The 18,158-nt window shown below is 67.6% G+C and carries 16 protein-coding genes; 11 read left to right on the plus strand and 5 right to left on the minus strand.

The genetic code is table 11. From position 1 onward, the window contains the following. Positions 1-26: 26 nt before the first annotated feature. The 3 genes from ACWPOC_RS00965 (at position 27) to ACWPOC_RS00975 (ending at position 2,955) form a co-directional block, all read left to right on the plus strand. Positions 27-1,067 (plus strand): ABC transporter substrate-binding protein, encoded by a 1,041-nt coding sequence (locus ACWPOC_RS00965; protein WP_268654845.1) that lies wholly within the window; start codon positions 27-29, stop codon positions 1,065-1,067. Continuing rightward, entirely contained in the window at positions 1,064-2,041 is a 978-nt protein-coding gene (locus ACWPOC_RS00970; RefSeq protein WP_183070613.1) for a TIGR03619 family F420-dependent LLM class oxidoreductase, read from the plus strand. Before ACWPOC_RS00965 ends, ACWPOC_RS00970 begins: the two co-directional genes overlap by 4 nt. Before the next feature lie 485 nt (positions 2,042-2,526). Beyond that, complete coding sequence (locus tag ACWPOC_RS00975) at positions 2,527-2,955, plus strand: nitroreductase/quinone reductase family protein (protein ID WP_120280818.1); 429 nt, start codon at positions 2,527-2,529, stop codon at positions 2,953-2,955. Positions 2,956-3,120: 165 nt separating this feature from the next. Here ACWPOC_RS00975 and ACWPOC_RS00980 read toward each other — a convergent pair whose 3' ends face one another. From ACWPOC_RS00980 to ACWPOC_RS00990, 3 genes are all read right to left on the minus strand, one after another. Continuing rightward, on the minus strand, positions 3,121-3,780 hold the full coding sequence (locus tag ACWPOC_RS00980) for a TerD family protein (protein ID WP_120283782.1): 660 nt from the start codon (positions 3,778-3,780) through the stop codon (positions 3,121-3,123). Between the two features lie 122 nt (positions 3,781-3,902). Continuing rightward, the gene (locus tag ACWPOC_RS00985; RefSeq protein WP_120280819.1) at positions 3,903-5,009 is read right to left on the minus strand and encodes a DUF475 domain-containing protein; all 1,107 of its coding nucleotides are present in this window, start codon (positions 5,007-5,009) and stop codon (positions 3,903-3,905) included. A gap of 104 nt (positions 5,010-5,113) precedes the next feature. Next, entirely contained in the window at positions 5,114-5,689 is a 576-nt protein-coding gene (locus ACWPOC_RS00990; RefSeq protein ID WP_120280820.1) for a TerD family protein, read from the minus strand. A 293-nt stretch (positions 5,690-5,982) separates the two neighbouring features. On the opposite strand from ACWPOC_RS00990, the gene ACWPOC_RS00995 reads away from it, so the two are divergent. The 7 genes from ACWPOC_RS00995 to ACWPOC_RS01025 all read left to right on the plus strand — a co-directional run bounded on the left by ACWPOC_RS00995 (position 5,983) and on the right by ACWPOC_RS01025 (position 14,340). Continuing rightward, complete coding sequence (locus ACWPOC_RS00995; RefSeq protein ID WP_230791892.1) at positions 5,983-7,104, plus strand: hypothetical protein; 1,122 nt, start codon at positions 5,983-5,985, stop codon at positions 7,102-7,104. A gap of 29 nt (positions 7,105-7,133) precedes the next feature. After that, positions 7,134-8,291, plus strand: coding sequence for an HpcH/HpaI aldolase/citrate lyase family protein (locus ACWPOC_RS01000; RefSeq protein ID WP_455408005.1), 1,158 nt, complete (start codon positions 7,134-7,136; stop codon positions 8,289-8,291). Beyond that, positions 8,288-9,583, plus strand: coding sequence for a phosphoribosyltransferase family protein (locus tag ACWPOC_RS01005; RefSeq protein ID WP_455407854.1), 1,296 nt, complete (start codon positions 8,288-8,290; stop codon positions 9,581-9,583). Before ACWPOC_RS01000 ends, ACWPOC_RS01005 begins: the two co-directional genes overlap by 4 nt. Further along, positions 9,580-10,686 (plus strand): cysteine protease StiP family protein, encoded by a 1,107-nt coding sequence (locus ACWPOC_RS01010; protein ID WP_120280824.1) that lies wholly within the window; start codon positions 9,580-9,582, stop codon positions 10,684-10,686. Before ACWPOC_RS01005 ends, ACWPOC_RS01010 begins: the two co-directional genes overlap by 4 nt. Before the next feature lie 65 nt (positions 10,687-10,751). Next, positions 10,752-11,528: an HAD family hydrolase gene (locus ACWPOC_RS01015; protein ID WP_455408006.1), complete on the plus strand. Its 777-nt coding sequence runs from the start codon at positions 10,752-10,754 to the stop codon at positions 11,526-11,528. A 43-nt stretch (positions 11,529-11,571) separates the two neighbouring features. Continuing rightward, positions 11,572-12,849: a TerD family protein gene (locus tag ACWPOC_RS01020; protein ID WP_120280826.1), complete on the plus strand. Its 1,278-nt coding sequence runs from the start codon at positions 11,572-11,574 to the stop codon at positions 12,847-12,849. A gap of 3 nt (positions 12,850-12,852) precedes the next feature. Beyond that, positions 12,853-14,340, plus strand: a complete 1,488-nt coding sequence (locus tag ACWPOC_RS01025; RefSeq protein ID WP_455407855.1) for a TerD family protein — start codon at positions 12,853-12,855, stop codon at positions 14,338-14,340. 21 nt (positions 14,341-14,361) lie between these two features. Here ACWPOC_RS01025 and ACWPOC_RS01030 read toward each other — a convergent pair whose 3' ends face one another. Next, positions 14,362-14,886 (minus strand): pyridoxamine 5'-phosphate oxidase family protein, encoded by a 525-nt coding sequence (locus ACWPOC_RS01030; RefSeq protein ID WP_455407856.1) that lies wholly within the window; start codon positions 14,884-14,886, stop codon positions 14,362-14,364. 174 nt (positions 14,887-15,060) lie between these two features. Here ACWPOC_RS01030 and ACWPOC_RS01035 point away from each other — a divergent pair, with 174 nt between their 5' ends. After that, a complete protein-coding gene (locus ACWPOC_RS01035) occupies positions 15,061-16,188 on the plus strand; it encodes a DUF418 domain-containing protein (protein ID WP_455407857.1) in 1,128 nt (375 codons plus the stop codon). On the opposite strand, the gene ACWPOC_RS01040 is transcribed toward ACWPOC_RS01035, so the two are convergent. After that, a complete protein-coding gene (locus ACWPOC_RS01040; RefSeq protein ID WP_455407858.1) occupies positions 16,161-17,903 on the minus strand; it encodes a sigma-54-dependent Fis family transcriptional regulator in 1,743 nt (580 codons plus the stop codon). The two genes, ACWPOC_RS01035 and ACWPOC_RS01040, sit on opposite strands and share 28 nt — an antisense overlap. Positions 17,904-18,158: the final 255 nt, after the last annotated feature.

Below are 18,158 nucleotides of genomic sequence, written 5' to 3' on the forward strand. Positions count from 1 at the left end.
CCCACATCTCAGAGAGGTACAGTCCCATGCCTTCACCGATCCGACGCCGACTCCACCTCGTCGGCGCCCTCAGCACCATCGCCCTGCTTCTCGCTGCCTGCGGTGAGAGCACAGGGGAGGGCCCCACCGAAGCGATGGACTCCTTCGACGCGATCGTCGAGGCAGCGCAGGAGGAAGGCAGCGTGGTCGTCTACAGCGCCTACAACGCCGAGCTCACCCAGAGCCTGGCCGACGCGTTCGAAGACGAGTACTCCATCACCGTGCAGGTCGTCCGCCAAGCGAGCGCCGACCTCAACGCCCGGTTCGCCGCCGAATCCGAAGCCGGATCGCTCGGCGCCGACGTTCTGTGGCAACCGGACCCGGTGTTCGCCGGAGACGTCGCAGAGAAGGGGTGGCTGGCACCGCTGGATCCCGCGCAGATCCCCAATCTGGAACGGGTCGATGCGGCCGAGCAGACCGAGTACACCGTGCCGGTGCTGGAGCAGCCGTGGGGCATCGCCTACAACACCGACCTGGTCACAGGGACCCCTCCGACTTCGTGGGAGGACCTGATCACCGGTGATGCCATCGCACGCGGATTGCTGGTCGCTGCACCGCAGAACAGCGTCGCCACCGCCGGTGTCTACAACTTCTGGCTCGACACCTTCGGCGAGGAGTTCTTCACCGAACTCCAGCAGACCCAGAACTACTCCATGGGTGATTCGGTCAGCAACGCCATTCAGCAGGTCGCGGCAGGCGAGGTGGGCGCATTCGTGCCTGCTCCGCTGAGCACGGTGTCGACGGTGCAGAAGGCGGGGGCGCCCGTCGAGGTCGTCGTCCCGGACAACACCACCGGCTTCGCGATGCTTGCCTCCATCAGCAGCACCGCCCCCAATCCGAACGCGGCCCGGTTGTTCGTCGAGTTCCTCCTCTCCGACTCCGGACAGGCGATCGCGGTGGGTGATCTCGCGGTGCCGGTCGTCGAATCGGTGACCACCGGAGTGTCGCGTCCGGCCGAGTACGTTCCCACCGACAACGTGGCGACCAGTTCCCGCCTGGACGAGATCGTCGAGCTGGTCACGCCGTGACGGCGGGATCGATCACCTTCGGGGTGAAGCTTCCCAATCTCAGCCCACTCGCGTCGCGCGACGCGATCCTGACGACGGGAACGACCGCCGAGCGACTCGGATTCGAGGCGGTGTGGGCCAGCGACCACGTCGTCTTCACCCCGACCACCGAACACGATCACCCGGATCGGCGTTTCCCCGTCGGGTTCGACACGCCGGCCGTGGATCCGCTGATCGCGCTGTCGCTGGTGGCCGGCGCCACCGAGCGGGTCGAACTCGGCACGTCCGTCCTGGTGCTGGCCAACCGTAATCCGGTGGTGGTGGCCAAGTCCTGGGCGTCGCTCGATCTACTCGCTCCGGGACGTGTGGTGGCCGGTATCGGTACCGGCTGGCAGGAGAACGAGTTCCAGGCTCTCGGTGCGGGTGAGAGGTTCCGTCGGCGTGGCTCGGCAACCGCGGAGTTCATCGACATTCTGCGGACCTGCTGGAGCGACCCTTCGGACGGATTCAGCGGTGAGTTCTACTCGTTCGGTCCACTGTTCTTCGAACCACGTCCCACGAAGGAGATCCCTATCCTGCTGGCAGGTCGCACCTCGCGCGGGTTGCGCCGCGTCGCGAGCCACGGCGACGGCTTCCACGGCACGAACCTGAGCCCGGAGGCAGCGCGGGAAGCGATCACGCGCATCGAGGAATACGCGGTGGAATATGGGCGCGAACATCTCTCGCGCCGGTATACCACGCTGTGCGAACTCGACCTTCGCGACCGCCCGGTCCGTCCGGACGAGGATTACGACGGCATCCACCTGGTGGGTACACCCGAGCAGGTCGCCGAACGCGTCCGGGCGTTCGCCGCCGCAGGCATCGCACACCTGGCCCTACGGGTGCGGGCGCTGTCCGGCAGTACCCGCAAGGAGGTTTCGAACGAGCTGTCGGTCTCCGCCGGAACGGAGCAGCTCGAACGGTTCGAGGCCGAGGTCACGCCGCTCCTCGCGTGAGCTTCCGGCTTCGGCCGAGTCATCGGATCCCGATACGCACCGAGAGTGATCGCTACTGGCGACCCGTCTGCCACTTCATTCCCATCGCGGTATCGGTGCCCAGTGTGCAGCGGTGCGCCATCCGGTACCGAGCTACGGGCGACAGTTCGAACCGTTCGGAAGCGAGGTGGTGAAGAGCAGTCGTGCTGCGCGGGTGATCGTATGGCGGATGTCGGTGATGTTGGCAGGATCGGTCGTCAGGTCGAGCAAGCAGGTGGTCAGGACGTGGCCGAGGACCAAGGCTCGATCGTGGTCGTCGGTCCAGTCGGGGTCGGCGAGGGCGGCGCGGACCAATTCGGTGAACAGGGGTATTGGGCAGCGTCGCCGCGGCCTCGGCTGGATTGCGGATGAAAGGTCAGGAACGGATCCACTTCGAGTCCGAACGGGATTCGCGGCGGCGTACGATCTGCTCGGCAGTGGTGACCTTGGATGGGAGGTGCGCGTCCATGAGTTCGTCCGACGACTGGAATGCGCAGGTAATCGCCGAGTTCCGGGCCAACGGAGGCCGGGTCGGCGGCAATTTCGAGGGTGCCCCGATGGTGCTCCTGCACCATCGGGGTCGCAAGAGCGGTCGCGAGACGGTGACTCCGACGCTGTATCTGCCGGACGCGGAGGACGCCGCGACCGTGTACGTCTTCGCGAGCAAAGGGGGTGCACCTTCCCACCCGGCCTGGTACTACAACCTCACCACCGCCGGTCGAGCGGAGGTCGAGATCGGCACCGAGACCTTCGAGGTCACGGTAGAAGAGATCACCGGCGCCGAACGCGACCGTATCTATGCCGAACAGGCTCGCCGCTACCCCGGCTTCGCCGAGTACGAGGAGAAGACCCGCGGGGTGCGCACCATTCCGGTCCTCGCTCTCCACCGAAACTGACATTCCGGTTCGGCAATCGACATCCCGCCCGAGAGAACCGGACGCACCCACCTCGGTGTCTTCGACCCCGCTGAGCGGGGTCGGAACCACCGAGATCCCGCCGGCACGCGCCGACGGGATCTCCTGTGACCGGCCACCCGGGCCGGGACGACTTCTGGGGTAGGCCTACTTACGCCCCGCCTGCCACTGCATGCCCCACCCGAACGCGCGGTCGAGGTCGGACTGGCTGCCGTCGATGTACTGCACGAGACGCTCGACGGTGATGCCCTGCCCGGTGTTCTGCAGCATCGCGATCGCGCAGATCCGCGCGCCGTTGTTCGGCGAGTCCAGACGCACCTCGATCTGCGGCCCCGACGGCGGGGTCAGGGTGACGACGCCGTCCACGGCAGCCCAGTTCGGCGCGCCCTCGTAGATCATCGCGAAGATCAGCACACGCTTGAACAGTTCGGGACGTTCGAGGTTGACGGACATGTTCTCGCCGCCGGTGTTCGAGCCGGTGCGGTCGTCACCGTCGAGGTGGATGTACGGCGGGGTGTTCAGCGCGCCGAAGCTGTTGCCGAGCGCCTGGATGACACCTTTCGATCCGTCGGCGAGTTCGAAGAGGCAACCGAGGTCGAGGTCCACACCACCGCTCGCGCCGGTGAGCTTGGCGAGGAAGCCCTTCTTCTGCTCACCGCGCGACCAGTTGAGGTTCACCCGCGTGACGCCCTGCCCGGACCCGGCCTTCGACAGGCTCACGGTGGGCGATTCCTTGGTGAGGTTGATCTTGCTCAGGTTGACGCCGCCGGCGTTCTGCTCGGGCTTCTTGTTGTAGTCGATGGCCATGTCGAGCCTTTCGTCGGAGTTGCTGCGCGCGGTTGCGCACGGGATGGGAAAGCGATGGGAGCCCCCGATCCGAGGTGTCGGATCGAGGGCTCCCATCGGCATGTAGTTCGAACTGTCGAGGATCAGGGGATGCTGGTCTTCACAGCATCTTCGCCTTCCCTCGCCGCGATCTTGCGGTTGCGGTAGATGCTCGAGGCGAATGCCGCACCGATCAGGGCGACACCGACGAGGCCGGTGATGACCTCGGGGACGTGGGTGCCGATCGAGTACAGCAGGATCAGTGCCAGCGCACCGATGGCCCAGTGAGCACCGTGCTCGAGGTACACGTAGTCGGACAGCGTGCCCTTGCGCACCAGGAAGATGGTGATCGAGCGGACGAACATCGCGCCGATGAAGCCGAGGCCCAGGGCGATGATGATCGGGTCGGACGTGATGGCGAAGGCGCCGATGACACCGTCGAACGAGAACGACGCGTCGAGCACCTCGAGGTAGAGGAACAGGAAGAAGCCGGCCTTACCGGTGGCCTTCGCGAGGCCGCTCGGTCCGCCGCTGGGCTCTTCGCCTTCCTCGGGGATGTGGAACATCTCGCCGAGCCCGTTGACCGCGATGTAGGTGATCATGCCGAGCGCGCCGGCGATCATGACGGTCGAGACCTTGTCCTCGGGTGCGATGACGGTGGCCGTGATGAGCAGCAGCGCGGTGGCGACGACGACCTCGAGCTGTTCGAGCTTGCCGGCCTTGGCGAGGGGACGTTCGAGCCATTCCAGCCACTTGATCTCGCGCTCTTCGAGGATGAAGTGCAGGAAGAGCATCAGCAGGAACATGCCGCCGAACGCCGCGATCTGCGGATGCGCGTCGGTGATGAGGGTCTCGTAGCTGGGGCTGCCGTCCGGGAAGTAGGCAGCTCCGTCGGCCGGCGGATTGAGCGCCAGATTCAACGCCTCGATCGGTCCGAGTCCGGACGCCACCCACACGATCGCGAGGGGGAACACCAGACGCATACCGAAGACGGCGATGAGGATGCCGATGGTGAGGAAGATCTTCTGCCAGAACTCGCTCATCCGCCGCAGCACGGTCGCGTTGATGACCGCGTTGTCGAACGACAGCGAGACTTCGAGGATGCCGAGGATCACGCAGAGGAACAGAGCTTGCGGGCCGCCGTAGAGGAAGGCGACCACGAGGGAGACGACGGTGACCGCGAAGGATGCACCGAATATTCGCAGAACCACGAAGCGTGGCCTTTCTAATCGGAATCAGGGCGTTGCAGGGTGGTTACTGCACGTCGGTTCCGGCTTCGGTACTGCGACCGAAGCCGGAACCCGGAAGAAACGAACTAGACGTTGACGCCGTAGTCGCGGGCGATACCCGCGAGACCGGACGCGTAGCCCTGGCCGATGGCACGGAACTTCCACTCCGCACCGTTGCGGTACAGCTCGCCGAAGACCATGGCGGTCTCGGTCGAGGCGTCCTCGGACAGGTCGTAACGAGCGAGTTCGTTGCCGTTCGCGCGGTCGACGACGCGGATGTACGCGTTGCGGACCTGGCCGAACGACTGGCTGCGGGAATCGGCATCGTAGATCGAGACCGGGAAGAAGATGCTCTCGATGTTCGCCGGGGTGGCGGCGAGGTCGACGTTGATGACCTCGTCGTCGCCTTCGCCTTCACCCGTGCGGTTGTCGCCGATGTGCTCGATGGCACCGTCGGGCGACTTGAGGTTGTTGAAGAAGACGAAGTGCTGGTCGGAGACGACCTTCTTGTCGGCCCCGGTGGCGATGGCGCTGGCATCGAGGTCGAAGTCGGTGCCGGTGGTGGTGCGAACGTCCCAGCCCAGGCCGACGGACACTGCCGTCAGGTTCGGAGCTTCCTTGGTGAGGGAGACGTTTCCGCCCTTGGTCAAGCTGACGCCCATGCGGGGTCCTTTCGATCGTTCCAACGGTCGACGTACCGGTATAGGGCACGCCCGGTGTGCGTTTCTCCCCACACTAGTTGTTGCCGTGGGGTACGCCCATATCCACTATGCCCGGTCCCGCGCCTCACTTCCGTGACCCGCACGAACCACGGTTCCGACCGGCGGAAAGGTGACGGATCGGCCCGGTGGACGTGCGCCCAGTACCATTCGGTTCTGTGGCGACCCGATGGACGCGCCGCCTGTTCGGCGGGGGAAACACGGAAGATCCCGCGGCTCGTCGTGCACACGATGCGATGGTCGCGGCGTTCCTCGACATGGACAAGCGCCAGTCCGTCATCGAGGCCGGTGTAGCCGCGTCGTACGAGCTCGAACCCGAACGGCACCTGCTCCGTCAGTGGGATCCCATCCGTCAGGCGTGTTATCGCGCCGGTGAGACGTATCTCCAACTGGCAGTGACGGATCCGGAACAACCGCTCGCACCTGCTCCGGCCTACGAGCAGGCACTGCGGCAGATAACCGAAGCAACACGAACACTTGATGAATTCTTCGGAAACAACCGGGGGCACCTCGAGCACATGACGGCCGTGGCGAACACGGTGCCCGAGCTGGCGCACCGGATGCGTACCGAAGCGCGCAACACTCTCGCCGCGACACAGACCCCGGATTTTGTTGCCTTTGCGAACTATCCGTCGGTTCGGTCCGCCACCGAAGCGCTCGAGAAGGCCCTGAACAGCCTCGATGCGGCGCACGGCGTAGGCGCGACCCGCACGGCGGCCCTCCGAGTCGAAGAGGCGACCACCGCTCTGCTCGACGCCCTCGCCGCAGCACCGGGGCGCCGCGACGAGGCCGCTCGCACCCTCGCTTCGGTGACCACCAGGATCGGAGCGGTCCGGACCCGCACGGAAGGTCTCGCCCCGGCCTTCTCCGCGCTGCTGCGCGAGTTCAATGCGGCCAGCTCCGCCGACCTGTCCGGGAACGAGAAACAGGCCGCCGAACTGCTCGCTCGCGCCGAGGACCAGCTCGGACGCGCACGGGCGGCGGCGAAGGACGGCCGACCCGAGGAAGCCCTCGAGCTGGTCGCGGCGATCCGCGCCGAACTGTCGCGCGCCGAAGAACTCGTCGACGCCGTGACCGCACGACTCGCTACGCTGCGTTCCGTCCGGCAGAATCCGGGGGCCAAGGTCGACGAGGTGCGGTTCCGCCTCCGTGACGCACAACACCTGGCCGTGCAACGCGGTCTCACCGCAGAATGGGGTTCCGTTCTCGACTCGCAGTTGAGCCGGATCGACAGGGCCGTCGACGCACTCACCGGTGTGCACCCCGACTACTGGGCCTACGTCAGAGATTTGGATGCGGTGTCTACCTTCATCGCAGGAGTGGTCGATCGGATGAGAGGACGGACCGAGAACGCATGAGGGGGGCCACGCTTACCGAAGTGCGCGCCATGCAGCACTTTCGGCATCTCGACGGCGCGACGATGGAGGAGTTGTTCCTGCACCGTCCCGAGCCGTTCGGGCACAGCGACGATCGCGACCGCCTGGCGACCGCTCTCGGCGCCACGCTCTACGTACCCGCGACGCGCGGCGATCTCGTCGCGACCATCTCGAAGCGTGCGACCGAGGGTGTGACGTCGATGGTCCTCGACCTCGAGGACGCCGTCGCCGACGACGAGGTCGAGCAGGGCCTGCAGAACGCCGTCGCGACGCTCGATGCGCTCGCCGAACGCGGACCGTCGCCGATGATGTTGTTCGTCCGTGTCCGCACGGCCGACGGCGTCGGACGGATCGCGTCGATGCTCGGCGCCGGCAAGGCCGTGCTGACCGGATTCGTGGTGCCCAAGTTCACCGCACGCACCGGGCCCGCCTTCCTCGAGGCGGTGGCCGCGGCGTCGGATCTGCTCGGCCGTCACCTCTACGCGATGCCCGTCATCGAGTCGGCCGAGGTCGTCCACCGCGAGACCCGCGACGGCGAATTGCGTGCGATCTCCGGCATCCTCGCCGAGCACCGTCACCGCGTTCTCGCCGTCCGGATCGGCGCGACCGACATGTGCGCGACCTTCGGTATCCGGCGCGACCGCGACCTGACGATCTACGACGTGCGCGTCGTCGTCGACGTGATCGCCGACATCGTCAATCACCTCGGACGTACCGACGGAACGGGTTTCGTCATCACCGGGCCCGTCTGGGAGTACTTCGCCGATCACGAACGCATGTTCCGCCCGATGCTGCGTTCGACGCCCTTCGAGGAGCAGGACGCCGTGCTGTTCCGTCAGCAGCTCGTCAGCCGCGATCTCGACGGTCTGTTGCGCGAGATCGCCCTCGACCGCGCCAACGGTATCCAGGGCAAGACCGTCATCCATCCGTCGCATGTCACTGCGGTGCATGCCTTGTCGGCCGTGACCCACGAGGAGTTCCACGATGCGACCGACATCCTCGATCGCGACACCGGTGGCGTGCAGGCCTCGGGATACGGCAACAAGATGAACGAACGGCGACCCCACCGCACGTGGGCCGAGCAGACCCTGTTGCGCGCGTCGGTGTTCGGTGTCACCCGTAAGGGGATCACCTTCGTCGACCTGCTGACGGCGCTGGTGGACCGATGACCGATATTCTCGACATTCCTTGGGCCACCGCAGAACTCGGCTTCGCTCTCGAACATGTGGAGTCGCCGTGCGGTTACACCGTTCCCGAACTCGTCCGACCTGGGCTGCGACGCAATCCACGACGCGCGCACCTGCTCGTCTCCACGGTTCTCGGTAAGCACATCCCCACCGAGCCGGCCGCGGTGCGCGGTGCCGGTCACCGGCTCGGCCGGCTCGTCGCCGATCTCCTCGGCGATGCAGCATCCGACGCTGTCGTCATGGGATTCGCCGAAACCGCAACGGGTCTCGGTCACTGCGTGGCCGACGCCCTCGACGCCGCATGCTACCTGCACTCGACGCGACGCCAGGTTCCCGGAGCAGAGGTGCTCACCGGATTCGAGGAGGGGCACTCGCACGCGACCTTCCACCTGCTCCAGCCGACCTCCGGCGCACTGTTCGCCAACGCCGCGCCGCTCGTCCTCGTCGACGACGAGATCTCCACGGGTGCAACGGCCCTCGACGCCATCCGCGCGCTGCACCGCGATCATCCGCGTGATCGTTACGTGCTCGCCTCCCTCGTCGACATGCGGTCGGAACAGGATCGCCGCCGCACTACGGAGGTCGCGGCGGAACTCGGCACGACCATCGAGCACGTGAGCCTGGCCGCCGGACGATCCGTCGTCCCCGACGATCTCGTCGCGCGGGTCGCGGCGTTGCCCGGCCCTCTCCTCAATCCGGTGGGCGATCGACGCGGCGACGTCCGGTTCCTCCACGCGGCGTGGCCGTCCCACGTGCCCGACGGTGGGCGGCACGGGATGCTGCGAGCCGACGCGGCGGCCTTCGACGCGGCGCTGTCGACACTCGCCGACGCGATCGCGGACGTGCGCGATGCCCGGCGTCCCGCCGTCGTGGTCGGACACGAGGAACTGATGTACCTGCCGCTGCGACTCGCCGAGGCGCTCGTCGAACGCGGCACCCCCGCCCGGTTCCAGACCACGACCCGCTCCCCCGTCCACGTGATGGACGTCGACGGATATCCGTTGCGCCGCGGATTCCGTTTCACCGCCCCCGAACACATCGACAGCGAGTTCGAGAACGAGGTGCCGCGCTTCCTCTACAACGCGCAGTGGCCCACGCCGACCGAGGTCCGCGCCGAGCTGATCCTCGTCATCGATTCGCCCGCCGACACCGACCGTCTGCGCGCACCGGGAGGCGTTCTCGACGTGCTCACAGCTGCCGGCGAGGACGTCCTCGTCATGATCGTGCCCGCCACCGATCCGACGGTGCTGCGCACCCACAGGGAGACCGTATGACCGTGCCACTGACCGGACCCGAGTTCGGCTCCTACGCGCCCGACGAGGTGACGTGGCTGCTCAAGGACCTCTCCCACGCCGACCTCGAGGGCGACATCGCCGAACGTGAGGCACGGATCCAGGCCGGTCTCGCGCACTACGCGGAGTCCCTGCCGATCGAGTACCAGCCCGACGCCGCCTACCGCGAACTGTTCGACAAGGCACTGGCCGGCACAGCGGGCCGGTTGGCGCACGCGGTGGGCACGGTCACCGAACTGCTTCTCTCCGAACGCGGAACCGACCTGACCCTCGTGTCGCTCGCGCGGGCGGGCACCCCGATCGGCATCCTGATCCGCCGGTGGGCGCTGCACCACCACGGGTTGACGCTGCCGCACTACGCCGTGTCGATCGTCCGGGGCCGCGGAATCGACTCCGCCGCCCTCGATCACATCACCGCGCGGCACGATCCCGCGTCGATCGTCTTCGTCGACGGCTGGACGGGCAAGGGTGCGATCGCGCGTGAACTGTCCGCTGCGCTCGCCGAATACACCGCGCGAGGCGGTCCCGTCCTGTCCGACGATCTCGCGGTACTCGCCGACCCCGGCCACTGCGTCCGCACCTACGGCACGCGCGACGACTTCCTCATCGCCTCGGCCTGCCTGAACTCCACCGTCTCCGGACTGGTCTCGCGGACGGTCCTCAACGACAGCCTGATCGGACCCGGGGAGTTCCACGGCGCCAAGTTCTACGCCGAGCTGGCCGCGGACGACGTGTCGAACCATCTGCTGGACGCCGTCACCGCAGAGTTCGACACGTGCGGCGACGTCGCATCGGCCGCGCAGGCAGTGCTCGAATCCGACCGCACCCCCACCTGGGCCGGCTGGGAGTCCGTCGAACGGGTGCGGGCGCAGTACGGCATCTCGAGCGTCAACTTCGTCAAACCCGGTGTCGGAGAGACCACCCGCGTGTTGCTGCGCCGCGTCCCCTGGAAGGTTCTGGTACGCGACATCACCGCCGACGAGCACGCCCACATCCGGATGCTCGCGGCCGCCCGCGACGTTCCCGTCGAGGAGGTTCCCGACCTGGCCTACTCCTGCATGGGACTGATCAAGGACCTGCCGTGACCAGCACTGCGCCCGCCCTGGTCGCCACCGATCTCGACCGCACCCTCATCTATTCGCGCGCCGCGATGACCGGCGACCAGTTCGACACGCAGGATCTGCTGTGCGTCGAGTACTACGAGGGCGCACCGCTGTCGTACGTCACCGACACTGCTGCACAACAGCTTCGGACGCTCGCCGACGAGGTCGCGATGGTGCCGACGACCACGCGCACACCCGAACAGTTCCGCCGCATCGACCTCCCCGGCGGTCCGTGGCGGTATGCCATCGCGAGCAACGGTGGGTCGATCATCGAGGACGGGCATCTCGACCCGCACTGGCGCAGGACCGTGGAAGCAGCGGTACGCGATGGGGGCGCGAGCCTCGACGAGGTGACGACCGAACTGCGTCGCCGCATCTCCGAGGACTGGGTGTCGAAGTTCCGCATCGCCGACGAGTTGTTCTGCTATCTCGTCGTCGACGTCGCAGCGCAACCGGCGGGATTCCTCGACGACTGGCACGAGTGGTGTTCGACGCGCGGCTGGAACGCGTCGCAGCAGGGCCGGAAGATCTACACGATGCCGAACAGCGTGTGCAAGAGCCGCGCGGTGGCCGAGGTGCACCGGCGGCTCCGCGACCGCGGGGTGCTCGCCGAGGATGCCCCCGTCTTCGCCGCTGGGGACGGTGCGCTCGATGCGGAGATGCTGAAGGCCGCCGACGCCGCGATCCGGCCTCGTCACGGCGAACTCGAACTGATGGACTGGCGCCACCCGACCGTCTCGGTGACCGCCGCCGCGGGCGTCACCGCCGGGGAGGAGATTCTCACCTGGTTCGCCCGATCCGCTCGTCTTCCGGTCTCTTCGTAGAGTAGAAGGTGCCCGGTCACCGAACACAGTGAGGACACATCTCTTGCCGACTCCGCTCTCCAAGGGTCAGAACGGACCGCTCACCGCGTCCGACGTCGTCGTCTCGCTCGAGCTGACCACGCCCGCCGATCTGTCCGCACTGCTCGTCAAGGCCGACGGCAAGGTGCGCTCCGACGCCGACTTCGTGTTCTTCAACCAGCCCACCGGGCCGGGTGTGCGTCTCGTATCCGGCGCGCCCGGACAGGCAGCATCGCTCGCCGTGTCGCTCGCGCAGGTTCCCGCCGACATCGATCAGGTACGCGCTGTGATCACCCTCGACGACGCGTCGAGCAACTTCGGCCGGTTCGCACCGCCCACCGCGCGCGTGTCCGACAGTGCGGGAACGGTGTTGTACGAGTACCGGATCGACGGACTGAGCACCGAATCCATCGTGATCGCGCTGGAGTTGTACCGGCGCCAGGGCGCGTGGAAGGTCCGCGCCGTGGGCCAGGGATATGCGGGCGGATTCGCGGCGCTGGTGACCGATCACGGCGTCAGCGTCGACGACGCACCGGCCCAACCTGCTGCCGCACCGCAGCCCGTCGCTCCCACGCCCGCTCAGGCTCCGCCAGTTCAGCAGACTCCGCCTCCGCCGGTGCAGCAGACCCCACCTCCGGCATATCCGGCGCAGCCGGCACCTCCGGCACCTCCGGCACAACCGACGGCTCCGGCACAGCCTGCGGAGGTCAGCCTCACGAAGAACCGCCCGGTGAGCCTGGTGAAGGGCCAGAAGGTCACCCTCCGCAAGGACGGCGGCGTCGCGTTGACCTTCCTGCGCATGGGGCTCGGCTGGGATCCGGTGGAGAAGCGCGGCCTGTTCGGCAACCGCTCCGCCGACATCGACCTCGACGCCTCTGCCGTGATGTTCGCCGACAACCAGATCGCCGACGTCGTGTACTACGGCCAGCTGCAGTCGAAGGACGGTTCGGTCCAGCACCAGGGCGACAACCTCACCGGTGCCGGTGAGGGCGACGACGAGGTGATGCTCGTCGACCTCACGCGGGTCCCCGCCCATGTCACGACGGTGATGTTCATCGTCACCTCCTACAAGGGCCACACCTTCGAGCAAGTGAAGAATGCGTTCTGCCGTCTCATCGACGGCACGATCGACACCGAGCTGGCCCGCTACACGCTGCAGGGTGGCATGCCGTTCACGGGCATGGTCATGGCGAAGGTCTACCGCCAGGGCAGCGAATGGAAGCTGCAGGCCATCGGCGAGGGCATGCAGGCGAAGCATCCCGGTGAGGCTGCGCCGCAATTGGGCCGGTTCCTGGCCGTCTGACCGGTGGGCGAGCTCTTCACAGCGGGGCGCAACGCCCCGCTGCCGACCCGCACGGCCCGTTTCACGGCGACCGCATCCGTCCCGCTCGACGTGTGCGCGTTCGTCGTGGACGACGACCTGCAGGTGGCGTCCTCCGACGACATCGTGTTCTACAACCAGCCCGGCACGCCCGGCGTTCGACTCCAGGGCGAGGTGATCGTCGTCGACGTCGACTCGGTCCGTCCCGGTGCGCGCGTGCTGTGCGCGGTCGGCTGCGAGCGACCCGCAGCGGTGTCGACCTCGCTGTCCGACGCGGCGGGCACCGTCCTCGCGTCGTTTCACGTGGAACCGGCGGTCGGTACCGAGACGGCGCTGCTGTGCTGGGAGATCTACCGTCGTCACGACGAATGGAAGATCCGCGCCCTCGGCCAGGGATACGCCGGTGGACTCGCCGAGATGTTCACCGCGCACGGAGTGGATGTCGAGTCACCCTCCGATGCGGAGAAGGTGGCCGCTCCCGGGGCCGATCCCGTCATCGGCCTCTCACCCCTCGAGGTGTTGTGGCGGATCTTCGAGGACGCCGCCCGGTCGGCCGCCGCGTACACGTCGAGTGTGGAGTTCGCCCAGCACCGCTTCGACGACGAACTCTCGGCAGCCGTGGCCGATCCCGCCCGGCGCATGGAGCCCGAGGCCGACCGTGCCCGGGCACGTGCGCAGCAGCGCTACGACGAGCTCGTCGGTGTCGCCGAGGCCCGCTACCGCGACGACAGTGCGGTGCTCGCCGCCGAGCTGCTCACCGTCGACGCGACGTTGCCGCCCGCACTCGCATCGTGGATCTCCCCGGCCTGGATGCACCTGCACCTGCCGAGCGACGGCGTGCGGGTGGGTGAGGTGACGGCGCCCGATCTGGGTCCGCTGCGCATCCCCCTGTGTCTGCCGGCGCCGCTCACGCGACCGTTGTGGATCGACGGTGATCCGGCCGAACTCGGCCCCGTCGTGTCGTCCGTGGTCGTGCGGCTGCTCACGGCCCGGCCCGACACCCTGTTGCACCTCGTCGATCCAGGGCGGACGCTGCCCGCACTCGAACCCCTCACCGCAGCCCGACTTGCCGGACCACCCGTCCACGACCGGTCACAGGTCCCCGCCAGACTCCGAGGGCTGGCCGACGCGGCGGACCTCGACGCGCTCGCCCGGCAGGTCGACGCGGAGACCGCCTCACCCGTGTTGCTGGTCCTCGCCGGGTTCCCCTACGGCTACGACCACGACGACCTGATCGAGATCGTCCGGATCGCGCGTACCGGCAGTGCCGGTCGGGTCTCGGTCGTCCTCGCGGGCGATCCATCGGACGATCGGGTCGCGGAGATGCTGTGGGACGAGGCGCAGAAGCTCCCCGTCGACGGGGAGCTGGCCGATCCGTGGACGGGAGGCCGGTGGACGTTCGTTCCCGACAGCCTGCCCACCGAGACCGAGCATCTGCGCGGCGCGCTGGGGGGGAGCTCGCTCCCGGAGTGATCCAATCCTGGGACGACGGGGTCAGCGTCGGTCGACGAGCGCCGTGACATCGGGCGCGTACACGGTCATCCAATGCGGATCCAGGCGGTAGTAGACCACCTCCTCGTCCCAGTCGAACGCGTCCCCGCCGTAGAACGACTGAAGGTAGGCGAGCAGTTCGGGCCAGTCGTCGGCCGGCTCACCGCCGCACGGGTTGAGAATCTCCACGTGACCGTGCGTGAACACGCCGAGGTCCTCCCCGCGCATGTGCGCCGCGCTGACCGCGGGACGTGCGGCGAGATGCCGGGCCTTGGCGGCGTTGGGGGCCGTGCCGAAGTACCACTTGCCGTGCAGGAAGTGTCCGTCCACACCGCTGATGCGCGGTTCACCGCCGGCGGTGACCGTCGCCAGCGAGAGGACGCACATGCCCGTGAGCACCTCGACGAGCTGCTCGGCCGTGAGGGTCCGCGACGCGTCGACGATCGACCTCAGATGGGATGTGGACCGGGACAGCGACGTGTCGAGGAGCACCTGGAGTTCGGCGAGTTCGGTGGGGGTTTCGTGCATGACTCCATGCTCACATCACCGAGGCACACGGGACCCGACAGTTCTTGCTCTGTTCCACCTCGCCGCTCCATGCGCTCGGGGAGACCACCGAGCGCCGGGTCACCCGCATGGAGGACCCGTGATCCCCCGGTCGGCCGACGCGCACCGCACCCTCCGCGTCGCATGGTGAGAACCATGACGGTCACCGATCCGACGACGCGACAGCGACGCATCCTCGCCCTCGACGTGGCCCGGGGAATCGCCATCCTCGGCACCTTCGCCGCCAATGTCTGGATCTTCACCGACCCCGCCGGCATCGTCGGCTATCTCGCCTCGGTCGGCACCGATCCGTGGCCGCAACGCATCCTCATGCAGCTCACACAGGGGAAGTTCCTCGGGCTACTCACGCTGATGTTCGGGATCGGCCTGGCCGTGCAGGCGGCCTCCGCACAGCGAGCGGGGCGGCCGTGGCCCGGCGGCTACCGGGTACGCGCCGCTCTGCTCCTCGTCGACGGGCTCGTGCACTACCTGCTCGTCGCCGAGTTCGACATCCTCATGGGATATGCACTGACGTCCATGCTCGTGTGCGGGCTCGTGATCTCCTCCGGTCGTGTGCGGTTGTGGGTCGCGGGTGCGGCCGTCGCTGTGCACGCGCTGGCCGTGACCGCGCTCGTCGTGGCGCTCGCCGGTTCACCGCCGAATCCGGAGACCCCCGAGTTGACCACCGCCACCTGGTGGGACATGGTCGTCTTCCGCGTGGACAACGCCGCTGCGTTCCGCGCCGAGGTGATCTTCGTGATCCCGATGACGGTCGCGCTGTTCCTGACCGGTGCCGCACTGTATTCGGCCGGTCTGTTCGACAGCAGAGGTGCGGTGCTGCGCCGACGGCTGATGGTGGTCGGCGCGATCGCGGCGCCTCTCGATCTCGCCGCAGGTCTGTTCGGTGGTGCCGCAGGTGTATTCGCAGCGCGCTACGGCATCGCACCGTTCGTCGCGCTCGGCCTGCTGGCGTGGATCGCCCATTTCTACGTCGGCAGGTCCACGACCGGCACGGTCGGTACCGCCTGTGAACGCATCGGGCGGACCGCGCTGAGTTGCTACATCCTGCAGAACATCGTCGCGTCGGTGCTCTGTTACGACTGGGGATTCGGCCTGGCGAAGGCCGTGGACGCCGACATGCGGGTCCCGTTCACGATTGCGGTGTACGTTGCGGTGGGAGCGGTGATGGTGGTCGGATCCCGGTGGTGGCTCGGACGATTCCGTCAGGGTCCGGTCGAATGGGCGTGGCGGGCGTCCTACGAGCGGCTGTCGGAACGTCGTTGACGTGTCGTCCGCTCCTGTTTCGAAGCGCGGCCGAACTCGATTCCGTACTCGCGGATCTTGCGGTAGATCGTCGCGCGCGACATCCCCAGAGCATGTGCCGCGGCGGCCTTGTCGCCGTTGTGGAGCGCGAGGGCGTCGACCACCGCGTCGCGTTCGAGCGATTCGATTCTCGTCAGGCGCCGGCGGGTGGCCGACCTGCACTCCGCGGGCAGATCGTCGAGCTCGATCGTGCCGGACCGCCGGCGCCTGAAGATGTCCTCGAGCACCGTTCGAAGATGTGTCACGTTGCCCTGCCACGACAGTCGCGCGAGCTGGTTCGCCGCGGCGCGGGACAACGTCAGGTTCTCGGCACCCATCGAATCGAGCAGGAAGCGGGACAGTTCGGGCAGATCGTCGACGTGGTGACGCAACGGGGGCACCGGCACGGTCTTGGGGAACAACCGCAACAGCGGATGCGTATCGGGCAGGCCGTCGGTCGAATCCATCGTGACCGTCACCCAGGAATCGTCCGCGAGGGAGTTCGACGCCGCATCGAGCAGGAGATCGCTCACCGCATCGAGGGTGTCGCCGTCGAGTCCGTCGACGCGGCGGATCAGCAGATCCGCTCCCTCGTCCACCGCCGCCGCGATCCGCTCGAGGAGCTCGTCGACGCTCACCGTCGACGCATCCGCCGAGACGAGAAGGCGCCCGCTCCTGGCGTATTCGTGCACCGCACGGACCAGGGCCGACCTTCCGGAGCCCGGCTCGCCGTCGACGACGATCCACTCGGTCCGCGCACAGGCGTCGAACACCTCCTCGACGGCGCGCGTCCACGTGGCGCTCGTACCGACGACGGATCGCAGAACCGGAGCGCCACCGCGACCGGCCGTCCGTGCCCGCCCGCGGCTCACCTGTTCCTTGATGTGCACGATCCCGCCTGCGAGCCTGTCGTCGACGAAGGTGGGCCGGTAGGACAACCGTGCGGTGACGCCGCTCGGCAGGTCGGCGAGGAGCGTGAACGGTTCGGACCTGCCCCGCGAGTCGCGGGTGCGGTCGATGATGGCCGCCTGGTCGCGCGAATCGAACACGCGCTGCGTGAGGTCGTTCATCATGAGCACTTCGTCGCCGATCGCGATGACCGGCCGGCCCGAATGCTGGCAGGCGAGGTGGTAGTCGCGCAGCAGCGCCCGGTCGAGCTCGCCGGCTTCCTCGAGGATCTGTTCCCGGATCCGCTGCGCGACCATCTTCGCGAACGACAGCAGCAGCGCATTGGTGTTCTCCGCCAGGGTGGTCAGGTCCACGGCGCCGAGCACCGCCCCGGTCACCGGATGGGTCACCGGAGCGCCCGCACACGAGAAGCGGCGTAGCCGCCCGTTGTAGTGCTCGTCGCCGCGGATGAGCAGGGGTGCGCCCACCTCGAGGGAGGTGCCGATGCCGTTCGTGCCGACGCTCGTCTCGGCGTACCGGAACCCGGGGGCGAGATGGACGCTGTCGAGCGCAGCGGCGAGACCGGTATCTCCGAGGTGCCGGCGCAGCACGGTTCCGGAGGCGTCGGTGAGGATGAGCGAGACGGGTTCGCTGTCGATCTCCTGGGCCATCGCATCCAGCACCGGCGCCGCAGCGCGGGTGAGCACGGTGTCCACCGTGTCCGGGTCGACGTAGTCGGCGCCCGGCTGGTCGGTGTCGACGTTCGCCTGCGCCGATCGCAACCACGACACGCGCAGCCAGTGCCTCATCCGACCGATATCGCCTGGTGCGATCGCACTACCTCCGGCTTCGTCTCGGGATGCTGCGCGTTTCGACGCAGCACCCGGTCTGTCTGCACTCACCGTCGATCTCCCGATTGTCGGTCGCGCGGGTCGCTCTTCGGAAGGTTTCGAACGCAACTTTAACGCTTCAAACTGTGATCCGCGTCTCAGAATGAGACAGATTGTGTGTTCCTTCCGGGGTTGTATCGACATCACCCCCGATCTCCCGACGGCCGGCGCCAG

The organism is Rhodococcus sp. 5G237, from assembly GCF_053764735.1.